The sequence below is a fragment of the Achromobacter sp. ESBL13 genome (genome assembly GCF_036668755.1).
Taxonomy (GTDB): domain Bacteria; phylum Pseudomonadota; class Gammaproteobacteria; order Burkholderiales; family Burkholderiaceae_B; genus Achromobacter.
This window is the reverse complement of record NZ_JAZEVT010000001.1, coordinates 1,440,521-1,466,019: the sequence shown is the minus strand read 5'-3', so window position 1 is coordinate 1,466,019 and position 25,499 is coordinate 1,440,521. Positions and strand designations below refer to the sequence as shown.

The window sequence follows — 25,499 nt, the reverse complement described above, 5'->3', positions numbered from 1 at the left end:
CTGGCCTACGTATATACGGCATCCACGCACGCAGCCGGGAATTGCGACGCCCACCGAAACCCCTGCGTTTAACCCTCCGAACCAGGAGAAGACCGATGAGATCCCCCTCTGACTCCGAGCGCCTGGCGCTGGACAAGGCTTGCGCGCCGCAGGCCGCGCAGCCCTTGTCGCTGACCGAGCGCCTGTTGCGTCGGCGCTTGCTGGGCCAACTGGGGCCATTGCAAGACGGGCGACTGGTGATTGACGACGCAATGGGCAGCGTCGAACTGGGCGGGCAGGGCGCCTGGGCGGGCCGCCCGTTGCGCCTGCGCGTGCGCGATCCGGCGTTCTACCGCGCCATCGCCGCCAACGGCAGCGTGGGCGGAGGCCAATCGTATGGCGACGGCCATTGGCAATGCGACGACCTGACCGGCCTGATCCGCCTGTTGGTGCGCAACCGCGGCCTGCTCGACGGCATGGAGCGTGGCGTGGCGCGGTTGGGCGGCGTGGCGATGCGGGCCTTGCACGCGTGCCGGCGCAACACGCGCGCCGGCAGCCGCCGCAACATTGCCGCCCACTACGATCTGGGCAACGACTTTTTCAGCCTGTTCCTGTCGCACGACATGATGTATTCGTCAGCCATGTGGGCGGGCGAGGACGACACGCTGGAGCAGGCGTCCACCCGCAAACTGGACGTGATCTGCCGCAAATTGGACCTGCAACCCGGCCAGCATGTGGTCGAGATCGGCACGGGGTGGGGCGGTTTTGCGCTGCACGCGGCGCGCCACTACGGCTGCCGCGTCACCACCACGACGATCTCGCGCGAGCAGCACGCGCTGGCCACCGAACGCATCCGCCGCGCCGGCCTGCAATACCGCGTGGACGTGCTGCTGCAAGACTATCGCGACCTGCACGGCCAGTTCGACAAGCTGGTGTCCATTGAAATGATCGAAGCGATCGGGGCCGACTACTTGCCCGCCTACTTCGGCAAGGTGGGGCAACTGCTCAGGCCCGATGGCGTGGCGCTGATCCAGGCCATCACCATCGAAGACCACCGCTATGCGCAGGCGCTCAAGGCGGTGGACTACATCAAGCGGCATATCTTCCCGGGCAGCTTCATGCCGTCCATCCAGGCAATGCTGCAAGCCAAGACGCGCGCCAGCGACCTTAGCCTGGTGCATCTGGAAGACTTTGGCCTGTCTTACGCGCGCACGCTGAAAGCGTGGCGCGAGCGCTTCATGGGCAACCTGGATGCGGTGCGGGGGCAGGGCTTTGACGACCGCTTCATCCGCCTGTGGGAGTTCTATCTGGCCTACTGCGAAGGCGGCTTCCGCGAACGCGCCATCGGCGTGTCGCACCTGCTGTTGGCCCGGCCCGGGGCCACGCCGGCATCGGCGCGGTGGACGGCGCCATGACTTCCGGCATGCTTTCCGCCATGCCGTTCGCCATGCTTGCCCTCATGCAAGCCCTCATGGTGGCCGCCGTGGCCGTGCTGCTGATGGCCGGCGGCTGGCTGTGGCAGCGGCGCCATGACAACGCGGGCATTGTTGACGCGATGTGGGCATCCGGCATGGCCGCGGCCGCCGTCCTGCTGGCCTTGACCGGCCCCGGCGCAGCCACCCCGCGCGTGCTGCTGGCCGTGTTGGGCGGCATCTGGGCGGGACGGCTGGCGCTGCACATCTGGAAGCGCGTGCGCCATGGCGAAGAAGACGGCCGCTACCGCGCCCTGCGCGCCCACTGGCACGGCAGCCAGGGCAAGTTCGCGCTGTTCTTCCTGGCGCAGGCGGGTCTGGTCGTCTTCATGTCCTTGCCCTTCATCGCGGTGGCCGCCAACCCCGTGCCCGGCATGACGCCCTGGGCGTGGCTGGGCGTGCTGGTGTGGGCGGTGTCGGTGGCGGGCGAAACCGTGGCCGACCGCCAATTGGACGCCTTTCGCGCCGACCCGGCCAACCGTGGCCGCACCTGCCGTGTCGGCCTGTGGCGCGTATCGCGGCACCCCAACTACTTCTTTGAATGGTTGCACTGGTTCAGCTACGTGGCGTTGGCGGCGGGCAGCAGCCTGGCATGGCTGGCGTGGGTGGGCCCCGTCGCCATGTACCTCTTCCTGCGCTGGATCAGCGGCATTCCGTACACCGAGGCGCAAGCGCTGCGCAGCCGGGGCGAAGACTATCGCCGGTACCAACGCACCACGCCGATGCTGTTTCCGTGGTTTCCGAAGCGCGATTGCGCCGCGCATCACCGCACACCGACTCCAGGGGAATAATCATGAACGCCGCCGCTTTGACTGAATCCCGCCTGGCTTCCGACCGGGCCGCGCCCGGACTGCTGGGCCTGGCTGAACGCGGCCTGGTGCCCGATGCGCTTTTGCGCCTGGGCATCCGGCGCCTGTGCACGCAGCGCCTGCGCGACGAAACCGCCGGGGGCCCCGCCGCCCAGGCGCGGCGCTATCACCAGCTGATCGATGAACTGCGCGCCAGCCCCGTGGCCATTCACACCGACGAAGCCAACGCCCAGCACTACGAATTGCCCGCGGAATTCTTCACGCTGTGCCTGGGCCGGCAGTTGAAGTATTCCGGCTGCTACTACGCCACGGGCCGCGAAACGCTGGACCAGGCCGAAGCCGCCATGCTGGAGCTCTATGGGCTGCGCGCCGAACTGGCGGACGGCCAGCGCATCCTGGAACTGGGGTGCGGCTGGGGTTCGCTGACCCTGTGGATGGCCGAACGCTACCCGACGGCGCGCATCACCGCCGTGTCGAACTCCGCCTCGCAGCGCCAGCACATCCACGCGCAATGCCGCGCGCGCGGGCTGGACAACGTGGATGTCATCACCTGCGACGTCAACACCTTGCAACTGCATCCCCAGACCTTCGACCGCTGCGTGTCCGTGGAAATGTTCGAGCACATGCGTAACTACCAGGCTCTGCTGGCGCGCATCGCGTCATGGCTGCGTCCGGGCGGCAAGCTATTTGTCCACCTGTTTGCGCACCGCACCCTGATGTACCCGTTTGAGACCGAAGGCGACGACAACTGGATGGGCCGGCATTTCTTCACGGGCGGCATCATGCCGTCGGCCGACACCTTGCTGTGGTTCCAGGGCGACCTGCGCATTGAAGCGCGCTGGCTGGTTGACGGCAGCCACTACCAGCGCACCGCGAACCACTGGCTGGCCAACCAGGACGCCCATCGCGCCGACGTGCTGACCGTGCTGGAAAAGGCTTACGGCGCGCCGCTGGCTCGCCTGTGGTTCCACCGCTGGCGCATGTTCTGGATGGCGTGCGCCGAATTGTTCGGCTATCAGAACGGGCAGGCCTGGATGGTGGCCCACTACCGCTTTGCGCGGCCAGACTGAAGGAGGGCACCGCCCATGCGCAAGACCTTATGTGTTGCCGGGATGGCGGCGCTTGCCGCCTTGACGGGCTGCGGCAGCCCCACGCCGATGCCGCCCGTGGCGCAGGTGGACATCGCGCGCTTCATGGGCGACTGGTACGTGATCGCCGGCATTCCGACCTGGCCCGAGCGCGCGTCGTTCAACGCGGTGGAAACCTATGCCTTGCGGCCCGACGGCGGTATCCAGACTACGTTCCGGTATCGCCACGGCGGCTTTGACGCCAAGGTGAAGACGATGCGGCCCGAAGGCACCGTCCAGCCCGGCACCGGCAACGCCGTGTGGGGCATGCAATTCATTTGGCCGATCCAGGCGGAATACGTCATTGCCTATGTGGACGATGCCTACCAGCAGACGATCATCGGCCGCAGCAAGCGCGACTACGTCTGGATCATGGCGCGCACGCCCACCTTGCCGGATGCCGACTATGCGCGCCTGGTCGACAAGGTGCGCAAGCTGGGCTACGACCCGGCACTGCTGCGCCGCGTGCCGCAGCAATGGCCGGAGCCGGGGCCCGAGCCCCGCACGTATCCCGATGCCGGCAAGGGTTAGGGCGCGGCTGCGGAAGGCGTGCCCCGCTAAATATTTTTTGGTTATATAAACCGGCTGTTTTATTTGCCGCCCGCGTGCGCCGCCGGGCATCTGATCCGGTCCTCATACCCGTGCAGAAGGCGACGGCATGGGCCGCAAAGCCGTGCTGGTCATACCAGTGATGCGTCGCATAAAAATTTCACGAAACTTACGGCAAGGGTTTTCCCGCTACGTCCCGGGATTATTTTTCCCATAGCATCGCACCCAAAATCAAAAGCGCGACCATTTGTTACCCATGGGATCGCGCCCACGGGGCTCCACCAATTCGCCCCAGGATCCGGAAAAGAACTTTATCCAAGTTGGGAGACTTGCATGCAACGCCGTTCGTTTTTGAAGAAAGCCACCTTGGGAGCCGCTGCCGGCGGCGCCACCCTGGCGGTGCCCGCCATCGCGCAGGAAGCCCCCACGCTGAACTGGCGCCTGGCGTCCAGCTTTCCCCGCAGTGCCGACGCCATTTTCTCGGGCGGGGAAAGCGTCGCCAAGTATGTGTCGGAAGCCACGGGCGGCAAGTTTTCCATCCGCGTGTTCCCGGCCGGTGAAATCGTGCCCGCGCTGCAAGTGCTGGACGGCGTGCAAAACGGCACGATCGAATGCGGCCACAGCGCGTCGTACTACTACTACGGCAAGGATCCGGTCCTGAGCTTTGACGCCGCCGTGCCGTTCGGCCTGAACACCCGCCAGATGAATTCGTGGATGCGCCACGGCGACGGCCTGTCGCTGCTGCGCGACGTCTTCAAGACCTACAACATCGTCAACTTCCCCTGCGGCTATACGGGTACGCAGATGGGCGGCTGGTTCCGCAAGGAGATCAAGACGGTGGATGACCTGAAGGGCCTGAAGTTCCGCGTCAGCGCGTTCGCGGGCGCGGTGCTGTCGCGCCTGGGCGTGGTGCCGCAGCAGATCGCCGGCGGCGACATTTACCCGGCGCTGGAAAAGGGCACCATCGACGCGGCCGAATGGATCGGCCCCTATGACGATGAAAAGCTGGGCTTCAACAAGGTGGCCCCGCATTACTACTACCCGGGCTGGTGGGAAGGCACGCTGCAAGTGTCGCTGTACGTCAACCAGGACGCCTACAACAAGCTGCCCAAGCACTACCAGGCCATCCTGGCGCAGGCATCGGCCGCGGCGACCAACGACATGATCGCCAAGTACGACGCCGAGAACCCGGCCGCCCTGCGCCGCCTGATCGCCCAGGGCGCCAAGCTGCAATCGTTCCCCAAGCCCGTCATGGACGCGTGCTTTGCGGAATCGGTCAAGCTGTACGACGAAATGAGCGCCAAGAACCCGGTGTTCAAGAAAGTCTACGAAAGCATGAAGAACTTCCGCGACAACGAACTGCCCTGGTTCCGTGTTGCCGAAGGCAGCTATGACAGCTACATGGGCACGATCAACCGCGGCAAGTAAGCCCCGGCCGCTTGCGCCCAAGGCGCGCGGGGATGTGCCGCATCCCCGCGCGCTTGCCGGATTTTTGCCTCTGTACTTTCGCCCCTGTCCCTGTCTGTCTCTCCTCAAGTTGCACATTGACCGCGCGTAATTCCCGCGCCGGTCCGGATATCCAACATGAATGCCCTATTAGCCCTATCCCGTTTGATCGATGCGATCAACACGGTGGTCGGCCGGTGCGTGACGTGGTTGACGCTGGTCGTCGTCCTGGTCAGCGCCGGCAACGCCGTCGTGCGCAAGGTCTTCCAGATCAGCTCCAACGCCTGGCTGGAAATGCAGTGGTACCTGTTCGGCGCCATCTTCCTGCTGGCCGCCGGCTACACGCTGCTGCGCAACGAACACGTGCGCGTGGACGTGCTGTCCTCGCGCCTGTCGCGCCGCAAGCAGATCTACATCGACATCTTCGGCGTCATCTTCTTCCTGATGCCGGCCTGCCTGCTCATCACCTACCTGTCGTGGCCGGTGTTCATGGATTCGTTCGTAACGAATGAACAGTCGTCCAATACCGGCGGCCTGATTCGCTGGCCGGTCAAGCTGCTGATTCCCGTCGGCTTCGCCTTGCTGGTGTTGGCGGGCCTGTCGCACCTGATCAAGTGCGTGGGTTTTTTGATGGGCAAGTGTCCGGACCCCGGCGCGCGCGCCAGCGAGATTTCCGCTGAAGAAGCCCTGGCGCTGGAAATTGCCGAAGAAGCGCGCGTGCGTGAAGAACGCGCGTTGGCGGCGCAAGCCGGGCAGGCGCCAGGCGGCGCCCGCGACCAACACGGACAGGACGGACGCTGACCATGGAATTCTTGACTGCAAACATGGCCCCCATCATGTTCGCCACCCTGGTGGTGTTCCTGTTGATGGGCTTTCCCGTGGCTTTCGCGCTGGCGGCCAACGGCATTCTTTTTGCGTTGATCGGCATTGAACTGGGCCTTTTGAACGCGGCGTTGTTCCAGGCCTTGCCGCAACGCATCTTCGGCATCATCTCCAACGACACCTTGCTGGCGGTGCCATTCTTTACCCTGATGGGCCTGGTGCTTGAACGATCAGGCATGGCCGAGGACCTGCTGGAAACCATCGGCCAGCTGTTCGGCACCGTGCGCGGGGGCCTGGCCATCGCGGTGGTGTTCGTGGGCGCGATGCTGGCGGCCACCACGGGCGTGGTGTCGGCTTCGGTGATTTCGATGGGGCTGATCTCCTTGCCCATCATGCTGCGCTATGGCTACGACCGCAGGCTGGCCAGCGGCATCATCGCCGCGTCCGGCACGCTGTCGCAGATCATCCCGCCGTCGCTGGTGCTGATCATCCTGGCCGACCAGCTGGGCCGCTCCATCGGCGACATGTACCGTGGCGCCATCGTTCCGGGCTTCCTGCTGGCCGGCACCTACGTGGTGTTCGTCATCATCAAGTCGTACCTGCAGCCCGATTCGGCGCCGGCGCTGCCGGAGGAAGCGCGGTCCTTTCACGAAGCCAACGGCACGCGCGGCGGCCGTTCGCTGCTGGTGCTGATGGTGATCTCGGCGTTGTCCGCGTACTTTGTCGGCCAATACATCGAAGCCGATACGGCGCCGGTGGACGAGCAGATCGTGCTGTCGCTGCTGATCTGGGGGCTGACCGCCTTCATCATTGCCGGCGTCAACAAAGTCTTCAAGCTCGGCATGCTGTCGGCACTGGCCGAACGGGTCACCTTCGTGATGATCCCGCCGCTGTTCCTGATCTTCCTGGTGCTGGGCACGATCTTCATCGGCGTGGCCACGCCGACCGAAGGCGGCGCCATGGGCGCGGTGGGCGCCATCATCATGGCGATGATTCGTGGCCGCCTGACGCTGAACCTGATGAAGCAGGCCATGGACACCACCACCAAGCTGTCCACCTTCGTGGTGTTCATCCTGGTGGGTTCGACGGTGTTCGGCCTGACCTTCCGGGGCGTCAATGGCGATTTGTGGGTGGAACACCTGCTGATCAGCCTGCCGGGCGGTGAGCTGGGCTTCCTGATTGCCGTCAGCGTGCTGACCTTCGTGCTGGCCTTCTTCCTGGACTTCTTCGAACTGGCCTTCATCATCGTGCCGCTGCTGGGGCCAGTGGCCGACAAGCTGGGCATCGACCTGATCTGGTTCGGCGTGCTGCTGGCCGTCAACATGCAGACCTCGTTCATGCATCCGCCGTTTGGGTTTGCGCTGTTCTACCTGAGGTCGGTGGCGCCCAAGGATAGGTACAAGGACAAGGTCACGGGGCGCATGATCGAACCCGTCACCACGGGCCAGATCTATCGCGGTTCCATCCCGTTCATCGTGATTCAGCTGGCGATGGTGGCGGCCGTGATGGCGTTCCCTGGTCTGGTTATGCACTACAAGAGCGACGAGGCGCAGGTGGATTCCAGCAAGGTGAAGATCGAGGTGGATACGTCCTACGGCACCAGCACCTATGGGGGTGACGATCCGGGGGCGGATTTCAAGTAGCGGATCAGAATGCCGGCAGCGATGCCGGCATTTTTCTTTTGGGGATATCCCTAAATGGCGGTCCAAAGGTATTGCATACAAGATACCGTCATTGTGACCGCCGCCGTTCGGCGCGCGGCCTGTGCGCCTTTCCCCGTTTCCTGTGTCCGGCCACGCGGCGTCTTGTCGACGCGCGCGCGGACGGTGCTGCATTGCCTTGTCTTTGGCCCTTGCCCCCCGCTGGAGAGTCGTATGAATGTGTCCCGCCGCCATGCCCTGGCCGCGCTTGCCGCGCTGCCCCTGATGTCGCTGACCTCGCGCCATGCGTGGGCCCAGACCGCGTTTCCGACGCGCCCCGTGCGCCTGCTGGTGGGCTTTGCGCCCGGCGGCCTGACGGACATTGCCGCCCGCGCGCTGGCCGAGCGCATGGGCAAGACCCTGAAGCAGAACGTGGTCGTGGAAAACCGGCCGGGCGGGCAGGCAATCATCGCCACCGTGGCGGTGGCGCGCGCCGAACCCGACGGCTACACGCTGGGCTTTGCCGGCACCAACGGCATGATCCTGAACCCCTTGCTGTACAACAACCTGCCGTACCAGCAGTCGGATTTCAAGCAGCTGGGGTCAATGGGCAAATCGCCCATGCTGTTGATCGTGCACCCCGACCTGGGCGTGAATACCGTGCAGGAATTCATTGCGCTGGCCAAGAAAAAGCCCGGTGACATTACCTGCGCCCATGCCGGGCGAGGGGTCATCAACCACCTGGCGTTGCTGCACTTCCAGTCCAAGACCGGCACGCAGTTTCAAGACGTGCCGTACAAGGGCAGCGGCCCCGCGCTGCTGGACCTGATGGCCGGCACGGTGCAGAGCACGTTCGACTTTCCCACGTCGGCCTTGGCCAACATCAAGTCAGGCAAGCTGAAGGTGCTGGCCGTGACCGCCGACAAGCGCCTGTCCAGCCTGCCCGATGTGCCCACCATGAAAGAGGCGGGCGTTGACGGCTTCGAGCTGTACACGCGCATGATGATTTCCGGCCCCGCCGCCATGCCCGCGGACGTGGTCAAGGTGCTTGAGAACGCCGTGCGCGAAGGCACGCGCGACCCCGGCCTGATCCAGCAATTCGCCGAGCAGGGCGTGGCCGTGGAGTTCACCTCGTCGGCGGACCTGGACAAGGTCATTGCCGATGAATCCGCCATGTGGGCCCAGGTCATCAAGGCCAACGGCGTGCCCAAGACCGATCTGAAAGCGTAAGGACGCACCGTGACCGACCAAGCCCGCATTACCGTCAGCCCCGAAATTGCCCTGATCGACGTCGCCCGCGACATCCGCATCGAGGGCTTTCCGGCCTATGCCTTCATCACCGTCCGCGCCAGCATGCAGATGTGCGGCGCGCCGTGGCGGTCGCAAGCCGTGTTCGTGGCCGGCCACGACGGCAGCCTGGACCTGGGGCGCGACAGCCCCGTGTCGGGCAGCTACGCCGAGCCGTCCGCCATGGGCCTGGTGTGGTCCATGGTGTGCGAAGACATGAGTCGCGTGGTGTTTCCGCCGGATCGCACCGAGCCGCTGGTCATCCAGATCGACGCCACCGACGGGACGCACCATGCATCGGCGCAGCTGGTGCAGGACTTTCTGGAAGAGGGCGTCACGCACCGCGCGGTGCGCGAGCAGGTGGGCGGCATGACCGTTTCCGGCGAACTGTATACGCCGGCGGGGCCGGGCCCGCACCCGCTGGTCATCTACATGAACGGGTCGTCGGGCGGCGTGAACGCCCCGCGCGCCGCGTTGTTTGCCGCGCGCGGCTTCCAGTGCCTGGCGCTGGCCATCTTCAACTACGACGGCCGGCCGAAGTATCTGAACGACATGCCGCTGGAATATTTTGAACACGCGCTGCGTTGGGCGCATGCCGAACTGGCGCCGCGCGACGGCTTCGTGGCGTTATCGGGCATCAGCCGTGGCGGCGAGACCTCGCTGCTGGTGGCCTCGCACTATCCCGATTTGGTCAGCGCGGTGGCCGCCTATGTGCCGTCGCCGGTCATGCACGGCGTGGTCAGCGCGGGCTCGCCCGGCACGGGCCGCAATGCGCAGGTGTGGACCAAAAACGGCGAACCGCTGCCGCATCTGTGGCAGGACAACGCCAGCGCCGATTGGGAAGCCGCCTACGCGTCCGAGCCGCCGTATCGGCAAACCCACGCCTTTCTAAGCGCCACGCGCGATGCGGCGGCGGTCGAACGGGCGCGCATTCCGGTCGAGAACTATCCCGGCCCGGTCATGCTGATCAGCGCGTCCGACGACGGTTTCTGGCCCAGCACGGCGTATTCCGAAATGGTGATGCGCCAGCGCCAGGCGCACGGTCTGCCCACGTTCCACCACGTGTGCATGGGGGCGGGGCACCATGTGCATTACCCGTACCTGCCGGCCACGCTGATCAGCAAGCCGCATGCGATGTCGGGCCTGCTGCTGGACGCGGGCGGCACGCCGGCCGCGAATGCGGCGGGCAACGAGGGGTCTTACCTGGCGGTGCTGGAATTTCTGAACCGCGCGGCGGGCACGCCCACCGACGGTACAGGGGCCACTATTCCTCGGTAGCCCATTCCACCTGCACGCCCAGGCTGCGCAGGTTTTCCACGAACCGCGGATGCGCGCGACGAATCGGCGTCGCGTTGCGGATCTCGGAACGCCCCTCGATGCTGCTGGCGACCATGAACAGCGCGATCGCCACGCGGATGATGTAGGGGCTTTCCACCACGGCCGGCGTCAGCGGCATGCCGCCGAACGTCACCACGCGATGCGGGTCCGATGAAAACACGTGCGCGCCGAATTTGGACAGTTCGCCCGTCCAGCCCAACGCGCCGTCGTAGACCTTGTTCCAGAACATGGCGTTGCCTTCGGCGCACACGCCCAGCGCGATGAAGATGGGCAGCAGGTCCACCGGAAAATACGGCCACGGCGCGGCTTCCACCTTGGTCAGCACGTTGCTGGTGAAGGGCGTTTGCACCTTCAGCGGCCCGCTGCGCAGCGCGCGCGACCAGCCGTCCTTGTGCTCGATCGTGACGCCGAACTTGGCGAAGGTGCGGTCGATCAGCGGGAAGTTGCCCGGCGTGCGGTTGCGCACCACGACGTCGCCGCCCGTGATCGCGCCCAGCGCAAGGAACGTGGTGATCTCGTGGAAGTCTTCTTCAAAGGTGAACTCGCCGCCGCCCAGCGTCGCGCCACCGCGCACGGTCAGGCGCGACGTGCCGATGCCGTCGATATCGGCGCCCATCATCACCATGAAGCGGCAGAATTCCTGCACGTGCGGTTCGGACGCGGCGTTGGTCAGCGTGGATTCGCCTTGCGCGGCGGCCGCGCACAGCACGAAGTTCTCGGTGGTGGTGACCGATGCGTAATCCAGCCAGTGGTGCGTGGCCGTCAACGGCCCGCTGCTGCGCACCAGCAACGACCCGCTGGCGCGTTCGACTTCACCGCCGAACGAACGGAAGATGTCCACGTGCGGATCGATTTCGCGTACGCCCAGCGTGCAGCCCTTGACGTTGTCTTCCAGCCGCGCCACGCCAAAGCGCGCCAGCAGCGGCGGCACCAGCATGATCGACGAGCGCATTTCTTCGGGCAGACGATGTGACGTGGCGTCGAACGTGGTGTGGTGGTGATGCAGGCGCAGCGTGCGGGTGCTTTCGTCCAGCGCCACTTCGCTGCCCAGCGTGCGAAAGATGTCCAGGATCTTGCGCACATCGGTAATGTCCGGCACGCCATGCAGCGTCAAGGGCTGGTCGGTCAACAGCGTGGCGCACAGAATCGGCAGCACCGCGTTCTTGTTGGCCGAAGGAATGACGCGGCCGCGCAGGGGCGTGCCGCCGTGGACGATAAGGTTGGACATGGGGAGAGGGCGGCCGGAGAGCGGACGAAAAGCAAGAAGTGGCGGGAATTGTACTGGTACGCCCCGACGTGGGCCCGCCCGCCGGGAGATCAAACGTATCAAACTGCAATCGGCATGGCGCGGCTAGTGCCCCGCCACCAACGCGCCCGACGTCCGCAATCCGGGCCGGAACGCATGGGCGTGCGCGCCCCGCGCAATCAAGAAAGCGATGCCGATCAAGGCCACCAGCGCCCACGGGAACGCGGCAACACCCCAGGCGCCAAGCAGCAAGCCGCCCACGACGCCGGCCGAGGCAATTGCCCCGTTCCAGGCCACCACGTTCATGGACAGGGCCACATCCGCGCCGTTGCCCGCCGCATCGGCCAGCGCCGTTTGCAACAGGGTGGCGGCGCCGCCGAAGCTTACGCCCCACACCGCAACGCCCAGGTAAACAATGGCCGGGGTGGCAGGCGCCACGCCAAACACCAGCGCGGTCACGCCGAACGCGGCCAGGCTGGCCAACACGGTGGCGCGCAAATGGCGGTCCACCAGTTTGCCGGTGAGCCAGATGCCGGCCAGCGCCGCCGTGCCGAACACCAGCAACACCAGGTCCACGCGCTTGCCCAGCCCGGCGGCCGCGACAAATGGCGCGATGTAGGTATAGAGAATGTTGTGCGCCAGCATCCACGCGATCACCACGGCCAGCACCGGCCGCACGCCCGGCGTCAGGAACACGCGGCGCAGCGGCATCCGTTCGTGGGACGCCTGGCCGGGGTAGTCGGGCACCTTGGCCAGCACCCAGGCAATAAGCACCAGGGTCAGCGCGGACATGATCCAGAACGCCATCCGCCACCCCACCGTGGACCCTAGCAAGGTGCCCAGCGGCACCCCGAGAGACAGCGCGATCGGCGTGCCGACCATCGCCAATGCCAATGCGCGCCCCTGTTGCCACGGGGCCACCATGCGGCGCGCGTAGCCCGCGATCAGGCTCCATGCCAGCCCGGCCGCCACGCCGGCGAAGAACCGCGCGATTAGCGTCAGCCAATAGTCGGTGGACAGCGCGGTGGCGGAGTTGAAGGCCAGGAAGCCGATGATGGTCATCAGCAGCACGGTGCGGCGGCGCCAGCCGCGCGTGGCGATCGTCAGCGGGATGGCGGCCAGCAGTGATCCCAATGCGTAGGCGGTCACCATCTGTCCGGCCCATGCCTGGCTTACGCCCAGCCCGGCGCTGATCTGGGGCAGCAGCCCGGCGGGCAGGGTTTCGGTGACGATGCAGATAAAGCCGGTCATGGCCAGGGCCAGCAGCCCCGCGACGGGCAGGCGGTCGGGCGCGGTCGGCGCGGGCGTTAGGGTCGGGGAGGTCACACGAAAGTCCTTTTCTTGGCCGGGCAGGCAGGCCCGGCGGTCGTTGTTCGGGAGGGGGGCGTCGGGTCAACGGCGCAGCGGAAGCGATCGATATATATGTACCGATTGATATAAATGTAGAGGCACCGCTTTCGCGTTGTCAACGACTTTTGTATCGATTAGTATTGATGTCGCGTATTTCGAGTGGCGTATTTCAGGTCGCGTATTTCGAGTGGCGTATTACAAGTGGCGTATTTCAAGTGGCGTATTTCAAGTGGCGTTCTACGCACGTCGCTATCAATGGAGGCACCGGCATGGCGCAAATGGGCAGGCCACGCGCGTTCGACCGCGAGCAGGCGGTGGATCAGGCGCTGCATTTATTTTGGGAACAGGGCTATGAATCAACGTCGCTGAGCCAGCTGAAAGCGGGCATCGGCGGCGGCATTTCCGCGCCCAGCTTCTATGCGGCGTTCGGCTCGAAAGAGGCGCTGTACCAAGAGGCGGTTCAGCGCTACCTGGATACGTACGCGCGCGTCACGGAGAGCCTGTGGGATGACACGCTGGCTCCGGCCCAGGCCATTGAACTGGCGCTGCGCCGCTCGACCAAAATGCAGTGCGAACGCCACCATCCCAAAGGCTGCATGGTGGCGCTGGGCGTCATGAGCGCGCCCACGCCCGAGCACGCCGCCGTAACGCTGCCGTTGACGCAGTCGCGCCAGCGCACGTACGCGGGCTTTGTCCGATGCGTGGAACGCGGCATCGCCAGCGGCGAGCTAGACCCCGCCACGGACGCCAAGGCGCTGGCCACGGTGTTCAACAGCTTTCTGTTGGGCGTGTCGATCGCGGCGCGCGACGGCGTGCGCCACGCGGTGTTTGACGCCGCCATCACGCAGCTGATGCGGCAGTGGGACGTGGCGCGTGCGCAGGCGGTCTGAGCCGAGTGAAGCGGTCCGGGGCGACATCCACAGATCCCAGGCGACACCAAGAGATCTGAAGCGAGCTTAAGCAACCTCAAGCAACCTGGACGCAAGACGATGCGCCCATCTCAGACCATCGCGTTTGTCGTCTAGCCGGGGAGGCCGCCACCATCGCCGTCATCGCCGGCAAACGTCAGCTTGCGGGAACGGTCGTCCATGCCGGCGCGGTCGCGGGCCAGGCGGCGGCGCAAGCGCCATCCCCCAAACCAGCCGCTGTCGTCGTTGATCTCGGCGCTAAGGCGTTGCAGGTATTCGTCATCGGGCGACAAGGCCAGCGCACGCGCGATCCACACGTGCGCCAGATAGCCGTTGGCCTCGCAGCCACGGCCTTCCAGGAAGGCGACGGCGTAGCTGCGGGCGGCGGTTTCGCGGTCGCCGTCGTGGTCCTGGTTCCACATCCAGGGCAGCACGCTGTCCAGCGCGGCGCGCTGGTCTTCATCCGAACCGCTGTGCATCAGCATCAGCCAGCTAAGGTTGCGGGCCGCCATGGCTTCCATGCGCGAGCCCCGATCGGCCACGCGCCAATTGTTTTCCAGCCAGCCGCGGTACGTCTGGTATTCGTGCGCCGCAATGTCGCGGCCTTCGTCGATGGCGGCGTAAGCCAGGTTGTTGCGCGCGATCCGGTCGCCCGCTTCGGCGGCCTGCGTCAGGAAATTCCTTGCGGCGGCTTTATCGATGCCCGGGTAGTCGGGGTCGATCTTGCCCGCATACAGCTCGCTAAGCGACATCAGAGCGTCGGCGCGCTGGCGCCGGGCGCCTTCCTGCCACAGGAACAGCGCGGCCTCGGGCGACACGTCGCCCCACAGGTTGCGGCCCAGTTGCGCCAGGTTGAAGGCCCGGTCCTTGCCGTCCAGCGCAAAGCCGCGTTCCAGCAGCGCCTGGGTGTTCAGTTCGTCCACCTGCAAGCCAAACAGGCCGAACTTGCTGCCTGCCGCCGCCAGCAAGACGGCTTCCACGTCGTCGCCCCAGTGCGCGCCACGCGTCAGAACCAGCGGGAACAGGCGCTGCGCGTCCGGCATGCCCTGAAACCACACGCAGGCCTGCAAGGTGAACAGCACGCCGGGATAGGCGTCGTCCGCCAGATCGATTTTGGCGGGCGCCACGGCGCATGCGCGCGTCAACAGCGCATACGCGTGCTGCAATAACCCCGCATTCCAGTGCACGTCGCCGTTGTCGTCTTCGCGGCGCGCGCGTGCCGTCTGGAAGTTGGCGTAGTGGCACAGCGCGCGGCTTTGCAATTCGGCGGACACGTCCAGCGTCAACCATTGTTCGAAGGCGTCGCAAAAGGCCGCGTTGCGTTCGTCGTCATCGACTTCCGGGTAGAAGGCGGGGTAGCCCAGATAATCCAGTTCTTTGTAAAACCGCAGCTCTTCGCGCTGTGCGTCGGTCAGGCCGGCGCAGACCGGGCCGTCGATGAACGCCTGCATATCGGCGTGGCTGCCGTTCCATCGCGGGTACAGAAAGTACAGGTAGCTGATCAGCGCGCTAAGGTCGTTCGGGCGCAGCGCCAGCGACGTGCGCAGCCAATAGGTCTTGGGGTCGTCCTTGTCCTGGGGTGCGCGCGGGGGCAGGCCCTGGGGCAGCGTGGCCGGCAGTTCGGCCAGCCCCATGCCGCTGTGTTCTTCCAGCAGGCGCAGCGCCTGTTCCCAAACGTCGGGCGCCCAGCTTGCCTGCAAGCCCGCGTGGGACGCCGCCGCGTTGCTTTCCAGCAGGTCGGCCAGCCAGTCCGGCTCGCCCAGGTACGCGCACACCCGCATGGTGCGCTGCACGGCCACGACCGGGCGCTCGTGCAAGGCCATGGCGTGCAGGAATGCCGCCACGGCGTGGTCGCGCGCCATCATTGCGCCGGCCCACTGCTGATCGTTCACATAGTCGGCGGTGTTGCTGCCGCGTATGACGCCGGCGATGCTTTCCCATTGATTGCCGTAGGCCAGATGGGCGTGATACGACGCCGGTCGCGCGTCGCGCCAGGCGCGCACGCGGGCCAGGTTGTCGGCGGGCGCGCGTTGCGGATCGCTGATGACGTCCAACATCCACCGATACCCATGGCTTTCGCCGTCGCTGTCCAGCCAGCGCAAGGCGGCGGCTTCCAGTAGGGCGTCCAATTCGTCGTACTGGCCGGCGTCAAGCCATTCGCGCAGTTGCGCGCGGCGCGCAAGCAGGGTGTCGATCGTGTCGTTGGATGGGGTCATTCGCTACGGCAGAGTGGGTTCAGGAAATGGCGAACCCGGCGCGGCCGCGCGGAGGGCATGGCGCTTCGGGCCGCTGTCTTTGACAACGTAACAACGGCACCTTGGCCGGATAGTTAAATGGTGGGCGCGGCGGGAGGCGGGTTTCTGCGGATCAGCATCGTGCCCAGGATGGTCAGCGCCAGGCCGCCGCCGACATAGGGCAGCCCAAATATCAGGGCCCAGAAAAACAGCGCGGTGTTGGCGTCGTTGGCCGCTTGTGCGCCGGCGGTGGCCGCCTGGTGCGCGCCGAAGTCCATGGTCAGCAACGTGGCGGGAATGGTCAGCATCAACGCCACGCCAAGCACCACGAAGCCCCAGCCGATCAGACGGCGCAGGTCGGCAATGCGGGCCAGCAACACCGCCGCCACCACGGTGATCAGCAGCCAGGCCGCAGTGCCGACGTACATCATTGTGTCGCTGTCGGCCGCGTTCGGATCGGGCAAGCCGGCCAGCAAAAGGGGCAGCAGGACGCCATAACTGACCTTGCCGATCAGCAGTCCCAAGACGATGCTGACGATCCATTTAACGCTGTTGGCGGGCATGCGGGATTCCTTCGGTTTCGGTGTGGGCGCGCGTGTTGTTGCGCCCGCTGTGCAGCGCCGGGTGCCGCGCTACTACGCGCGGCGGCGCAGCTTTTCCTGATGCAGCTGCCTGACCTGTTCGGCGAATTCGGCAACGGGGCCATCGACCGCGACGCCGTCAATGACCTCTTGGATCGCCAGGGGCCTCACGCGCGACGGCGCCACGCCCCATTCCTGCATCCACTGCCGATATTGCTGCGACGAGCTGGCATAGACGATGCGGCCCAGCCCCACCCAGCCATGCGCGGCCGAACACATCGGGCAATGTTCGCCCGACGTGTAGACAGTGCAGGATGCGCGTTCCGCCGCCGGCACATTATTGGCGGCCCAGCGCGCGATCTCGAATTCGGGATGCTGCGTGTGGTCGCCGCCTGCAACGTGGTTGTGGTCTTCAAACAGCACCTGGCCTTGGGCGGACACCAGTACCGAGCCAAAGGGCTCGTCGCCCGATTCCAGCGCCTGCCGCGCCAGCGCCACGCAACGCGCCAGATGCTGCTTGTCGTGTTCATCGATCATGCGAAACCTCTTTGGTGTGCGGTGCAGGGGGTGGAAGACGCCGGAATGTCGGGGCGCGCTGACGCCTCAATGGCGTCGATGCCGTCCATGGCGTCAATAGTAGATATCAACGTAATCGGTCAGGCGGCCGCAGCTTTCCATCTGCTGCAAGCGCCAGTACTTGCGCTTGCCGGTGGCGCGAAATTCATAGTCGCCCGTGCGCTCGCAGCGGCGGCCTTTCTCGGGGGCGTCCAGGATCAGGATGGTGCCGCGAAAGACAAAGCGGTCGCTGTCGATGGACACGATCTCGCCATTGATCTTCAAGGTGCCTTCGAAGTTGGCCTGCGTGCCGTCGATGCGCACGACGTCATTGACGTCCTTGGCGCTGAGCTGGCCGCGATCAGCCGACCACAGCCATTGCACGGTGACGCCGCTGTTGTTCAGCAGGCGCTCGTAGGCGGTCTGGTTGCGAATTTCCGTCTTGGTGACCGGCGCCAGGGCCGTCGCGCTGTTTTGCTGCGCGGGCGCCGGTGCTCGCGCCGGGGTCTGGATCCGTGTCTGGGGCTGGGCCGCCGCACCGTTTTGCTGCGCCGGCGAATGGGCGCGCACCGCGTCGCCTTGCGCCGCGATCATCGGCGATGCCGTGGCCAAGGCCAGGCCGAACGCCAGCGGCAGGATGCGGGACAGGCGTTGAGTGCGCTTGGCGGGGTTCATATCGCAAGCAGGCGTCTTATGCATGTTCATGAAAAGTAGGGGCCTCAGGACGGTCGCCACGGACGTGGGCGGCCACGGGCGCCTAAATTAGCACGCTGCTTGCATCTGGTAATTGCTGATCGTGCAGGTTGTGTATCTATCCGTTAGCAGGATGCGCGAAAGGTGTATGCGGTGGCGCAGGGGGGGGGCGCGGGCTGGCGTGGGTTGGTGTGGGTTGGCGTCTCGGCGCGTGGACGCTGGCGCTGTCGATACCGGCAAAGCGGCGTAGAGTGGCAACGTTGCTTTTCGGCGCTACCCTTTCTAAAGGACTTTCATGCTGACCGTGCACCATCTGGGTAAATCGCAGTCCGAACGTATCGTGTGGCTGTGCGAAGAACTTGCCATGCCCTACAACCTGAAGGTCTACGACCGGGACGCCAACACGCGCCTGGCGCCGCCCGAATACAAGGCCTTGCACCCGCTGGGCACCGCCCCGATCATCACCGATGGCGACACCGTGCTGGCCGAGTCCACGGCTATCGTCGAATACATCCTGGCCCGGTATGGCGACGGCCAACTTACCGTGCCGCCCAGCGACCCGGCCTATGCCGACTACCTGTACTGGTTCCACTTCGCCAACGGCTCGCTGCAACCGGCGCTGATGCGCAACATGGTGCTGGCCCGCGCCGAGGTGCCCGCCGACAAACCCGTGGCGCAGTTTGCCGACGCACGCCGCCAACAGGCGCTGGCGCTGATCGACAAGCAATTGGGCAAAACGCACTACCTGGCGGGCAATGTGCTGACGGCCGCCGACATCGTCGCGGTGTTTTCGCTGACCACGATGCGGCTGTTCTATCCCTACGACCTGTCGCCGTATCCAAACATCCTGGCGTACCTACAGCGCATCGGCGCGCGGGACGCGTACCGCCACGCCATGAAAAAGGGCGATCCGGACATGGAGCCGATGTTGGCTTGATCGGCTTGGTCGGCTTGATAAGGGAAAGGCGATGGCGACGGGCACCCAGGCCAGGCGCCGTGCCATCGCAGGTCAGCAGATGAGTGGACCCTGGCCACCATGCCGTTTACCGCAGCGGCAGGCGGCCAGTCATGCGATTACAGGGTCAACGGCGATATCTTGCTGCCGTCGATTGACACGCCCGCCATCAGCCCGCCATTGTTCAGCACAAAGCCAACGATGGGCTGCTGGGCGGTGTACGAATCAATTGCCCCGTTGGCGCCGATGTTGGCCACGGCAACGGTGGCGTCCGCCCCGATCGTCCAGCCGCTGCTGGCGCGGAACTTGGCCAGTGCGTCATCCGTCATGAAAAGCAGCACCATGGCCTTGGACTGCGCGCCCGCCTGAAAGCCGATCGAGCCGCCTGTGATGCTGTAGTAGTTGGTGTCCTGGCCATTCACGCGCAGAACGCCCGAGCCGTGTTCCGCACCCACGATGAAGCTGGCGCTGAGCACCGCGGGAAACACCAGCACGCCACGCGCGCGTTGTACCAACTGCTTGGACTGCGGGGACGCCGCGTACAGCTGGGTCAGTGTGGCGGTGGCGGCCGTATTGAGTTCTTGCCGTTTTTCGGCGGCAGTGGCGGTCGCCTTGGGGCCATTCGTCGTGCACCCCGCGAACAGCACGCTTGCCACGCCCAGCGTTACCGCCGCCAGCGTGGTCCTACGCCATGTTGAAGAGATCTTGTTCATATGCGCTTCCTTTTTAGGTTGCAGACGGGTTTGCAGACGAGTTTGCCAACGCGCTGCAAGGTTCCTGACGAACTTCTGACCACTCACATCGGGATGTCTCCCTGGCAGCAGATTACTCTCGTTAGGCGCGGTTTAACATCGCGATATGTTCCTGCTTATTCTTCTTTGGGTCGTGCTGGCGGTGGTGGTGGGCGTCATGGCGGCCGGCCGTGGCCGTCGCGGCATCGGCTGGACGGTGCTGGCCGTCCTGATCAGCCCGCCGTTGGCGGGTGCTTTTCTGCTGACCCTGCCAGACCGTTCACCCCGTGCGCGTGTACCGGTGGCGCCGACGCATATCGATTGCCCGCGCTGCTCGGGGCGCATTCTTCGCGACGCACGGGTGTGCCGGCATTGCGGGGGAAGTGTGGGGGGATAGGGCTGGCGGGGCAGGCCGGTTTTCAGGTCCGCGATTCCGCATCCATGTCGGCCGGCCATTGCACTATTGGCGCCAAGCGCAGGGCCAGATTCAACGGCGGCACTCTGTTCGGGTCGTTGAATGTTACGACGGCGGGCAAAGCGCCGGGTCCGTGCTGCATATAGGCGCGGACATAATCCCACGAGCTGCCTTCGTCCTGGCCAACGCTTAAGGGAAACCGGTCAATCACCTGGTTAGTGCCCGGCTTGACGACCGCGATCGACACGCCCCACGTAATGATCAGGCCGCCTTGCCCGGTGGCGCCACGTTGCCGCCAAACTTCGGCGCGCAGGTCGGCCCAGTGATACGAATTTGTGGTGACGTACCAGCGGGCGAAAGGGTTCCACCAGAGGTAATGGAAGCGGTAGACGTATATCTTGCGGCGCAAGCGATTGAAGCGGATGGGCTCGTCGCGGGGGATGGAGATATCGACCCGAATCATGGTCATGGTCCACCACAACATCGCGATGGCGGTGGCCGCAATTTCCAGCGGAAATCCCATTTCAGACGTCGCCAGGATGTATAGAGAGAAGGCCAGCCACGTAATACCCAGTGGGGACAAGGCCAACAGCAGCCCCCGCATTTTGTGCGTCTTGCGGCTTAGCTCCAGGCAAGTGCCGTTCATAGAATTAATGACGGGAATTTCATTGGCGCGGATCGGTGTTGATGAGTCTTCATCGGGTCCGCTCAGGTCATGGAGCCATCCGCGATGCGGGGGGGCAAGAGCGGGCCTATTTACGTCATGAATCCCGTTTCGTTTTAGCAATACCGACTCCGGCAAGAAATAACGTTTGTGTGTTGGCATTTATTTGCCGTTAGCGCTGCGCAGTGGCTGTGATTTCGCCGTAGAGGCTGGCATCGGCTGTGTCGGGCCAGTACCTGATTTTGAGCGTCGCGGATTCAATGTCTGCGTCGTCCAGGTCTAGTAGGATTGTCCCGCCAATTAGCGGCAGCGCCGCGGTGGGGCGGTGAGTGGCGGCCTCGTCGACGTGGTATCCCGGTGGCTTGGAGACGGGGGATACTTGTCCAAGTGACGGAGCCCTGTGCTGCTCTGCAATAACGACTTCTTCAGGGGTGTGCCTTTTCAAACCCAGCAACATGGCATATCCAGACCGTTCTGCGAACCAGACAGGGAGGGTGATCCGGTAATCAAGCGCCGTTCCCCAGTGCATTCCGCTACCGATCACCAGCGCGGTCGACAGTCTGGGCTTGAGATGAAATCCAAAGCTTGTTTCTACTCCCAGCAAAGCCGCGTTCAGAGCGCCGATTGCAGTATCTTTGTCTGCGTCGGCCAGCACGCCTTTGTCGATTGCAACCTGTGGATCAGAGTAGGCGAGAACGGAAGCGCCGGTTCTCGCAGCGTTCCACCATACGGCCGGGTTCTCGTCATGGTTGCCAAAATAGCAACGGCGCGCCCATTGTTCGATGGAAGTGGACCTATTTCTTTTCGCATTTTCCGAAGCGGCGTAGGCGAGCAGACCCAAGACGATCGCCCATCCCAACGGACCAAGGAGCGATGACGCCCCGGCTAGTGCTGCGTACGCTGCGACCCATCCGGAAAGTATGGCGAGCCCGCTGGCAAAGAAGTAACGGTTGCGGGCGATGACATCGCCGGATCGCCCCGCTCGTAAAGCGGCAGAACCGAACTGCAGCCCTTCCACGACGCCCGACAGTGCACTCGTCACCCCACCAAACCGAATCAGTCCCTTGCCCAGCGTCAACGCGTTCGTAGCGCGTGCTTCGGCGATGGCGGCCTTTTCCATCGCCTGCACCACGCTTCGTATTCCCATGCCCGTCGCCTCAATGGCCACGCCCATTGCGCCCATCGCGCTTGCCGCAACGCCCGCGACGGCTTCCGGGTATTGGTCACCCAATGCGAGCTCCAGCTCTTGCAGGCTGCTTTTCAGCGCATCCTGCTGGAAGAACAACGCGCCCATGGACAACGCCACATCCAGGTTCGCCATTCCGCGCATACCCACGAAGGCCCCATGTGCTCGGAGCTTTGCATCGGCTGTCGTGGTGCGTAATTGCCCGGCTATCGCCTGCGCCTTTGGTTCCAGTCCGCCCACGCTTACCAGCACGCTGCGCCAGCCGGCTTCCATGGCGTTTGCACCGGCTTCGGACACCGCGGTCAATTTCTCTTTTAGCCCTTCCGCCGTGTCCGCAATCCAGAACGTGGCTTTGAATACCTGGTGCTGCGCCGGTCCAGGCAGGGTCAGCATGCCGCTGAATATCAGCGCCCGAGCCTTCTTGCCGGCTTCCTGCGCGGCCTTGTCGTATTCCTGGCGCATCTGGTGGGTAAGCAATTCCTGATATTCCCCAAGCGTCAGTTCAATCTCCACGCGGAGCATTTGGGTGCGCTCATACAGCAGCAATGCGGCTTGATGAACGGTGGAGGCCACGGGCGAAAACTGCTCTTGCGTCCGTGCGTCCATCGTCAACACGGCGTTGATCATCGCGCCTTGCAGTTGGCCCGCCGCGTCCCTTACGGTGCTGCGTAGATACATCTCACCTTCCTGCGAGGCCATCACGTCTTTGATGGCGGCATATAGCTTGCCGGAATCATTGGCCTTGAAGCCTTCCGTAAAAGTGGGACGCAGGCCTTCAAGCAGGCGGGCGTTCTTGGCTAGTAGCGCCTGGTACAGAATGCTGTCGGGGTTTTCCAGCAAGGCCTTCCACAGCTGCTGCGTGGGGCCAAGATCTCCGCCATCAACCGGGGGCGCTTCGCTGGGGCCGCCGTCCAGGCATGCCGCCACCATCTTGGTGTACGCCGCCGCCGAGTGCGGATCGGTAGCCGAGTAGTCGTACCGTGCGATGCGCAGCCAAGCCAGAGATTGCAGCCATGCGACATAGCGGGCCGCCATCGTATCTATCAATCCTTGCCGACGCTGCCATTCCTTATCGTGCATGTCCTGAAACTGCTTGCGACGCGGCTCGCTGTAGCGTTGTTCCAGGCGTTGGTGATAATCAGCCGTGATGCGCCTGGCCGCGATTTCCGTTTCGCGTGGGACATCCACCGGCGGCAAATGGGAACGCGTGCCCAGAACCGGATGGTCATTGTGTTGTCGGCGGTATTCGATCTCTTTTTCGACTTCCTGTACCGCTTGCGTCTGTGCCCAGGTCTTCTCCAACTCTCTGATCTGCACCAGCGCCGCCGATGTGAACAGTAGATACTGCCGTTCGGCATTGCCCGCCCATGCGAGCCGGTCGTTAGTCAACAAATGGCGTTGTTGATTGAATTCCAACACCGCGCCCACCGGATCGGGCAACGCCAATACCGGCACACCTTGCGGCAGCGCCTGCGCCTTGGCGATGCCGTCCACATAGTCATTCAGCGGCACGAATCTGGGGGTACGTGTGCGCACCGCATGCCGGCTGCCGAAATCCTCGCCGTCGTAACGGTATTCCCACACGTGATCGGTCAGAAACCCATCCGCGTCGGCGGTGACTTGATACGCGTGCCAGATTTCCTGATCCAGCAGCACATACACAAACCCTTCGCGCAGTACGCGATAGTTGCCCGGCTGCATATCGATGCGTACGCGGTCTTGTTCGGGATCGAAGGGGGACGGCCCCTGCGGCAATGCCGCCTCGCGCAGCAACAGAATCGGCATCCCGCTGCGCTCGCACGCGCGGCAAGTACCGACCGGCACCGCCATGGTTTCCAATACCGCCAGCCGCGCCTGATAGGCGAACGAACCCGCATGCGAACCCATGATGCAACTTCCCTGGTTGGCCTAACGCGAACACTCGGGCGTCGATCGGCACTGCCGTCAAACGCCCGCGCCGGCTGCCGGCGATTGTTCATGAAGCCATGCGCCGGGCCAGTTCAATACCGGGGTAATGCAATAACCGTGCCACGGGAGTGGGGGTAAGAAGATAGACCCGCTTTATCAACGGCTTACGCGAAAAATGGTGCTCCGCGTCTAAGGCAAAATCCGCCGCCGCCCAGAAAAACCCCAGTTTTCCACAACAAAGCGAGCCAGATACGACCCGATCCCAAAGAATCCTCGTCTTATCAACGGCTTACTGCGGGCCAAATTTGGCCCGATCGGGTCAGATGTGGCCCGGCCGTACGTTTCGCCGCAAGCGCTCCGCATACACGACAAGCGGAATTGCGCACGCTGCGCACGCTGCCATGACCATGAAGCCGCCGGGCGCATAACCGCGATACAGCGCGCCGCCCAATTGGATGCTGGCGAACATGAATACCCCGCCGGACAACAGCGTGTACAGGGCGATGGCCGACGTTTTGCGCGCGGCGGGCACGTGTCGCGTGATGTACCACATGATGGCTGCGTTGTTGCCGGCCAGCGTGAAGCACTGCAACAGTTGCAAGGCGCCGATCAGGGTGGGGTCCGTCGTGATGGACAGGCCCGCCCAGCGGATGGCGGACATGACGGCTGACGCCAGGATCAGCCACTGTGCCCCGGTGCGCGCCAGGATCTTGGGCGCCAGGAAGAAGAACAGCACTTCGCTGCCGACGCCAAGCACCCACAGCAACGAGATCAGCGCGGTCGACAGGCCGCTGGCCGTCCAGTAGAGCGTGGAATAGGAATACAGGAACCCATTGCTGGCCTGCACCAGCGAGGCGGCGGCGATACACATCAGCAACGGTCGATCGCGCACGACTTCCAGCATGGGCAGGCGCGCGCGTGGCGCCGCCCCGACGTTCGCCGTGGCTACGTTAGCGTCGGGCCCAGGCTGCGCCGCCTGCGGCAACAGCCGGACACAAGCCAGGCACGCCACGATCAGCAGAATCGACAGCCACATCACCCAGTTGGCATCGAAGGTCTTGATCAGATATCCACCTGCCACCGTCACCGTCGCAAAACCCAGCGATCCGCACGCCCGCATGATGGTGTACGAATTGCCCTGCGCGCGGCCGCTGGCGATGGCCATGCGGTCCATCAGCGGCAGCACCGCCGGAAACACCGCGTTCAAGAGCAGGGTGACGCCCAGCAGCCAGCCCGGCGCGTGCATGAACGGATAGCTGATGAACAGCAGCAGCGACGCCGCCAACGCGGATGCCATCAAGGCGTGCGCGCGGCCCGTCTGGTCGGCCACGTGCGCGACCACCGGCGTGGACAAAATCTTGGGCAGGAACGACGTGGCGACGATCAGGCCAATCATTGCCGGGTCCAGGCCACGGCCGGCTAGCCAAAGGGGAAGGAAGGGGATGCTGACGCCCTGCAAGCCGTAATACAGGAAATAGAATCCGTGCAACGCGATGGCGCCTTGTCTGGCGTCGGGATTGCCGCGCATAGCGATGGGTGAGTCTGATAGGGACGAAGCGGCGTAGCATACTCCTGCGGATCCGTCGTGCAAGGACCCGGCCGAC

The 25,499-nt window shown here is 64.5% G+C and carries 22 protein-coding genes; 12 read left to right on the top strand and 10 right to left on the bottom strand.

Annotated elements, in window-relative coordinates:
* Positions 1 to 95 precede the first annotated feature (95 nt).
* The 9 genes from V6F88_RS06515 (at position 96) to V6F88_RS06475 (ending at position 10,409) form a co-directional block, all read left to right on the top strand.
* Complete coding sequence (locus V6F88_RS06515) at positions 96 to 1,394, top strand: cyclopropane-fatty-acyl-phospholipid synthase family protein (protein WP_332608516.1); 1,299 nt, start codon at positions 96 to 98, stop codon at positions 1,392 to 1,394.
* Positions 1,391 to 2,242, top strand: a complete 852-nt coding sequence (locus tag V6F88_RS06510; protein ID WP_332608515.1) for a DUF1295 domain-containing protein — start codon at positions 1,391 to 1,393, stop codon at positions 2,240 to 2,242. Before V6F88_RS06515 ends, V6F88_RS06510 begins: the two co-directional genes overlap by 4 nt.
* Positions 2,243 to 2,244: 2 nt before the next feature.
* Positions 2,245 to 3,330, top strand: a complete 1,086-nt coding sequence (locus V6F88_RS06505) for an SAM-dependent methyltransferase (protein ID WP_332608514.1) — start codon at positions 2,245 to 2,247, stop codon at positions 3,328 to 3,330.
* A 15-nt stretch (positions 3,331 to 3,345) separates the two neighbouring features.
* On the top strand, positions 3,346 to 3,918 hold the full coding sequence (locus V6F88_RS06500) for a lipocalin family protein (protein WP_332608513.1): 573 nt from the start codon (positions 3,346 to 3,348) through the stop codon (positions 3,916 to 3,918).
* A 351-nt stretch (positions 3,919 to 4,269) separates the two neighbouring features.
* On the top strand, positions 4,270 to 5,364 hold the full coding sequence (locus V6F88_RS06495; RefSeq protein ID WP_046806934.1) for a TRAP transporter substrate-binding protein: 1,095 nt from the start codon (positions 4,270 to 4,272) through the stop codon (positions 5,362 to 5,364).
* A gap of 156 nt (positions 5,365 to 5,520) precedes the next feature.
* Positions 5,521 to 6,183 (top strand): TRAP transporter small permease subunit, encoded by a 663-nt coding sequence (locus V6F88_RS06490; RefSeq protein WP_332608512.1) that lies wholly within the window; start codon positions 5,521 to 5,523, stop codon positions 6,181 to 6,183.
* 2 nt (positions 6,184 to 6,185) lie between these two features.
* A complete protein-coding gene (locus V6F88_RS06485; protein ID WP_332608511.1) occupies positions 6,186 to 7,847 on the top strand; it encodes a TRAP transporter large permease in 1,662 nt (553 codons plus the stop codon).
* Positions 7,848 to 8,078: 231 nt separating this feature from the next.
* A complete protein-coding gene (locus V6F88_RS06480; protein WP_332608510.1) occupies positions 8,079 to 9,074 on the top strand; it encodes a Bug family tripartite tricarboxylate transporter substrate binding protein in 996 nt (331 codons plus the stop codon).
* Positions 9,075 to 9,083: 9 nt separating this feature from the next.
* On the top strand, positions 9,084 to 10,409 hold the full coding sequence (locus V6F88_RS06475) for an acyl-CoA thioester hydrolase/BAAT C-terminal domain-containing protein (RefSeq protein WP_332608509.1): 1,326 nt from the start codon (positions 9,084 to 9,086) through the stop codon (positions 10,407 to 10,409).
* On the opposite strand, the gene V6F88_RS06470 is transcribed toward V6F88_RS06475, so the two are convergent.
* Positions 10,396 to 11,697: a UDP-N-acetylglucosamine 1-carboxyvinyltransferase gene (locus V6F88_RS06470; RefSeq protein ID WP_332608508.1), complete on the bottom strand. Its 1,302-nt coding sequence runs from the start codon at positions 11,695 to 11,697 to the stop codon at positions 10,396 to 10,398. The two genes, V6F88_RS06475 and V6F88_RS06470, sit on opposite strands and share 14 nt — an antisense overlap.
* 123 nt (positions 11,698 to 11,820) lie before the next feature.
* Complete coding sequence (locus tag V6F88_RS06465) at positions 11,821 to 12,966, bottom strand: MFS transporter (protein WP_332608955.1); 1,146 nt, start codon at positions 12,964 to 12,966, stop codon at positions 11,821 to 11,823.
* A gap of 368 nt (positions 12,967 to 13,334) precedes the next feature.
* Between V6F88_RS06465 and V6F88_RS06460 the strand changes: the two genes are divergently transcribed.
* Positions 13,335 to 13,955 (top strand): TetR/AcrR family transcriptional regulator, encoded by a 621-nt coding sequence (locus V6F88_RS06460; protein ID WP_332608507.1) that lies wholly within the window; start codon positions 13,335 to 13,337, stop codon positions 13,953 to 13,955.
* A 131-nt stretch (positions 13,956 to 14,086) separates the two neighbouring features.
* Here the strand turns inward: V6F88_RS06460 and V6F88_RS06455 are convergent, their stop codons facing one another.
* From V6F88_RS06455 to V6F88_RS06440, 4 genes are all read right to left on the bottom strand, one after another.
* Positions 14,087 to 16,189, bottom strand: coding sequence for a DUF4034 domain-containing protein (locus V6F88_RS06455; RefSeq protein ID WP_332608506.1), 2,103 nt, complete (start codon positions 16,187 to 16,189; stop codon positions 14,087 to 14,089).
* 113 nt (positions 16,190 to 16,302) lie between these two features.
* Entirely contained in the window at positions 16,303 to 16,770 is a 468-nt protein-coding gene (locus V6F88_RS06450; protein ID WP_332608505.1) for a hypothetical protein, read from the bottom strand.
* Between the two features lie 72 nt (positions 16,771 to 16,842).
* On the bottom strand, positions 16,843 to 17,325 hold the full coding sequence (locus tag V6F88_RS06445; protein ID WP_332608504.1) for a nucleoside deaminase: 483 nt from the start codon (positions 17,323 to 17,325) through the stop codon (positions 16,843 to 16,845).
* 93 nt (positions 17,326 to 17,418) lie between these two features.
* Positions 17,419 to 18,048, bottom strand: coding sequence for a hypothetical protein (locus tag V6F88_RS06440; RefSeq protein ID WP_332608503.1), 630 nt, complete (start codon positions 18,046 to 18,048; stop codon positions 17,419 to 17,421).
* A gap of 283 nt (positions 18,049 to 18,331) precedes the next feature.
* Here V6F88_RS06440 and V6F88_RS06435 point away from each other — a divergent pair, with 283 nt between their 5' ends.
* Complete coding sequence (locus V6F88_RS06435) at positions 18,332 to 18,973, top strand: glutathione S-transferase family protein (RefSeq protein ID WP_332608502.1); 642 nt, start codon at positions 18,332 to 18,334, stop codon at positions 18,971 to 18,973.
* A 137-nt stretch (positions 18,974 to 19,110) separates the two neighbouring features.
* Here V6F88_RS06435 and V6F88_RS06430 read toward each other — a convergent pair whose 3' ends face one another.
* On the bottom strand, positions 19,111 to 19,704 hold the full coding sequence (locus tag V6F88_RS06430; protein ID WP_332608501.1) for a BPSL1445 family SYLF domain-containing lipoprotein: 594 nt from the start codon (positions 19,702 to 19,704) through the stop codon (positions 19,111 to 19,113).
* 145 nt (positions 19,705 to 19,849) lie between these two features.
* On the opposite strand from V6F88_RS06430, the gene V6F88_RS06425 reads away from it, so the two are divergent.
* A complete protein-coding gene (locus V6F88_RS06425) occupies positions 19,850 to 20,119 on the top strand; it encodes a hypothetical protein (RefSeq protein WP_332608500.1) in 270 nt (89 codons plus the stop codon).
* A 22-nt stretch (positions 20,120 to 20,141) separates the two neighbouring features.
* Here the strand turns inward: V6F88_RS06425 and V6F88_RS06420 are convergent, their stop codons facing one another.
* From V6F88_RS06420 to V6F88_RS06410, 3 genes are all read right to left on the bottom strand, one after another.
* On the bottom strand, positions 20,142 to 20,963 hold the full coding sequence (locus tag V6F88_RS06420) for a DUF6708 domain-containing protein (RefSeq protein ID WP_332608499.1): 822 nt from the start codon (positions 20,961 to 20,963) through the stop codon (positions 20,142 to 20,144).
* A 10-nt stretch (positions 20,964 to 20,973) separates the two neighbouring features.
* On the bottom strand, positions 20,974 to 23,874 hold the full coding sequence (locus V6F88_RS06415; protein WP_332608498.1) for a T6SS effector BTH_I2691 family protein: 2,901 nt from the start codon (positions 23,872 to 23,874) through the stop codon (positions 20,974 to 20,976).
* A 340-nt stretch (positions 23,875 to 24,214) separates the two neighbouring features.
* The gene (locus V6F88_RS06410) at positions 24,215 to 25,423 is read right to left on the bottom strand and encodes an MFS transporter (RefSeq protein WP_332608497.1); all 1,209 of its coding nucleotides are present in this window, start codon (positions 25,421 to 25,423) and stop codon (positions 24,215 to 24,217) included.
* Positions 25,424 to 25,499: the final 76 nt, after the last annotated feature.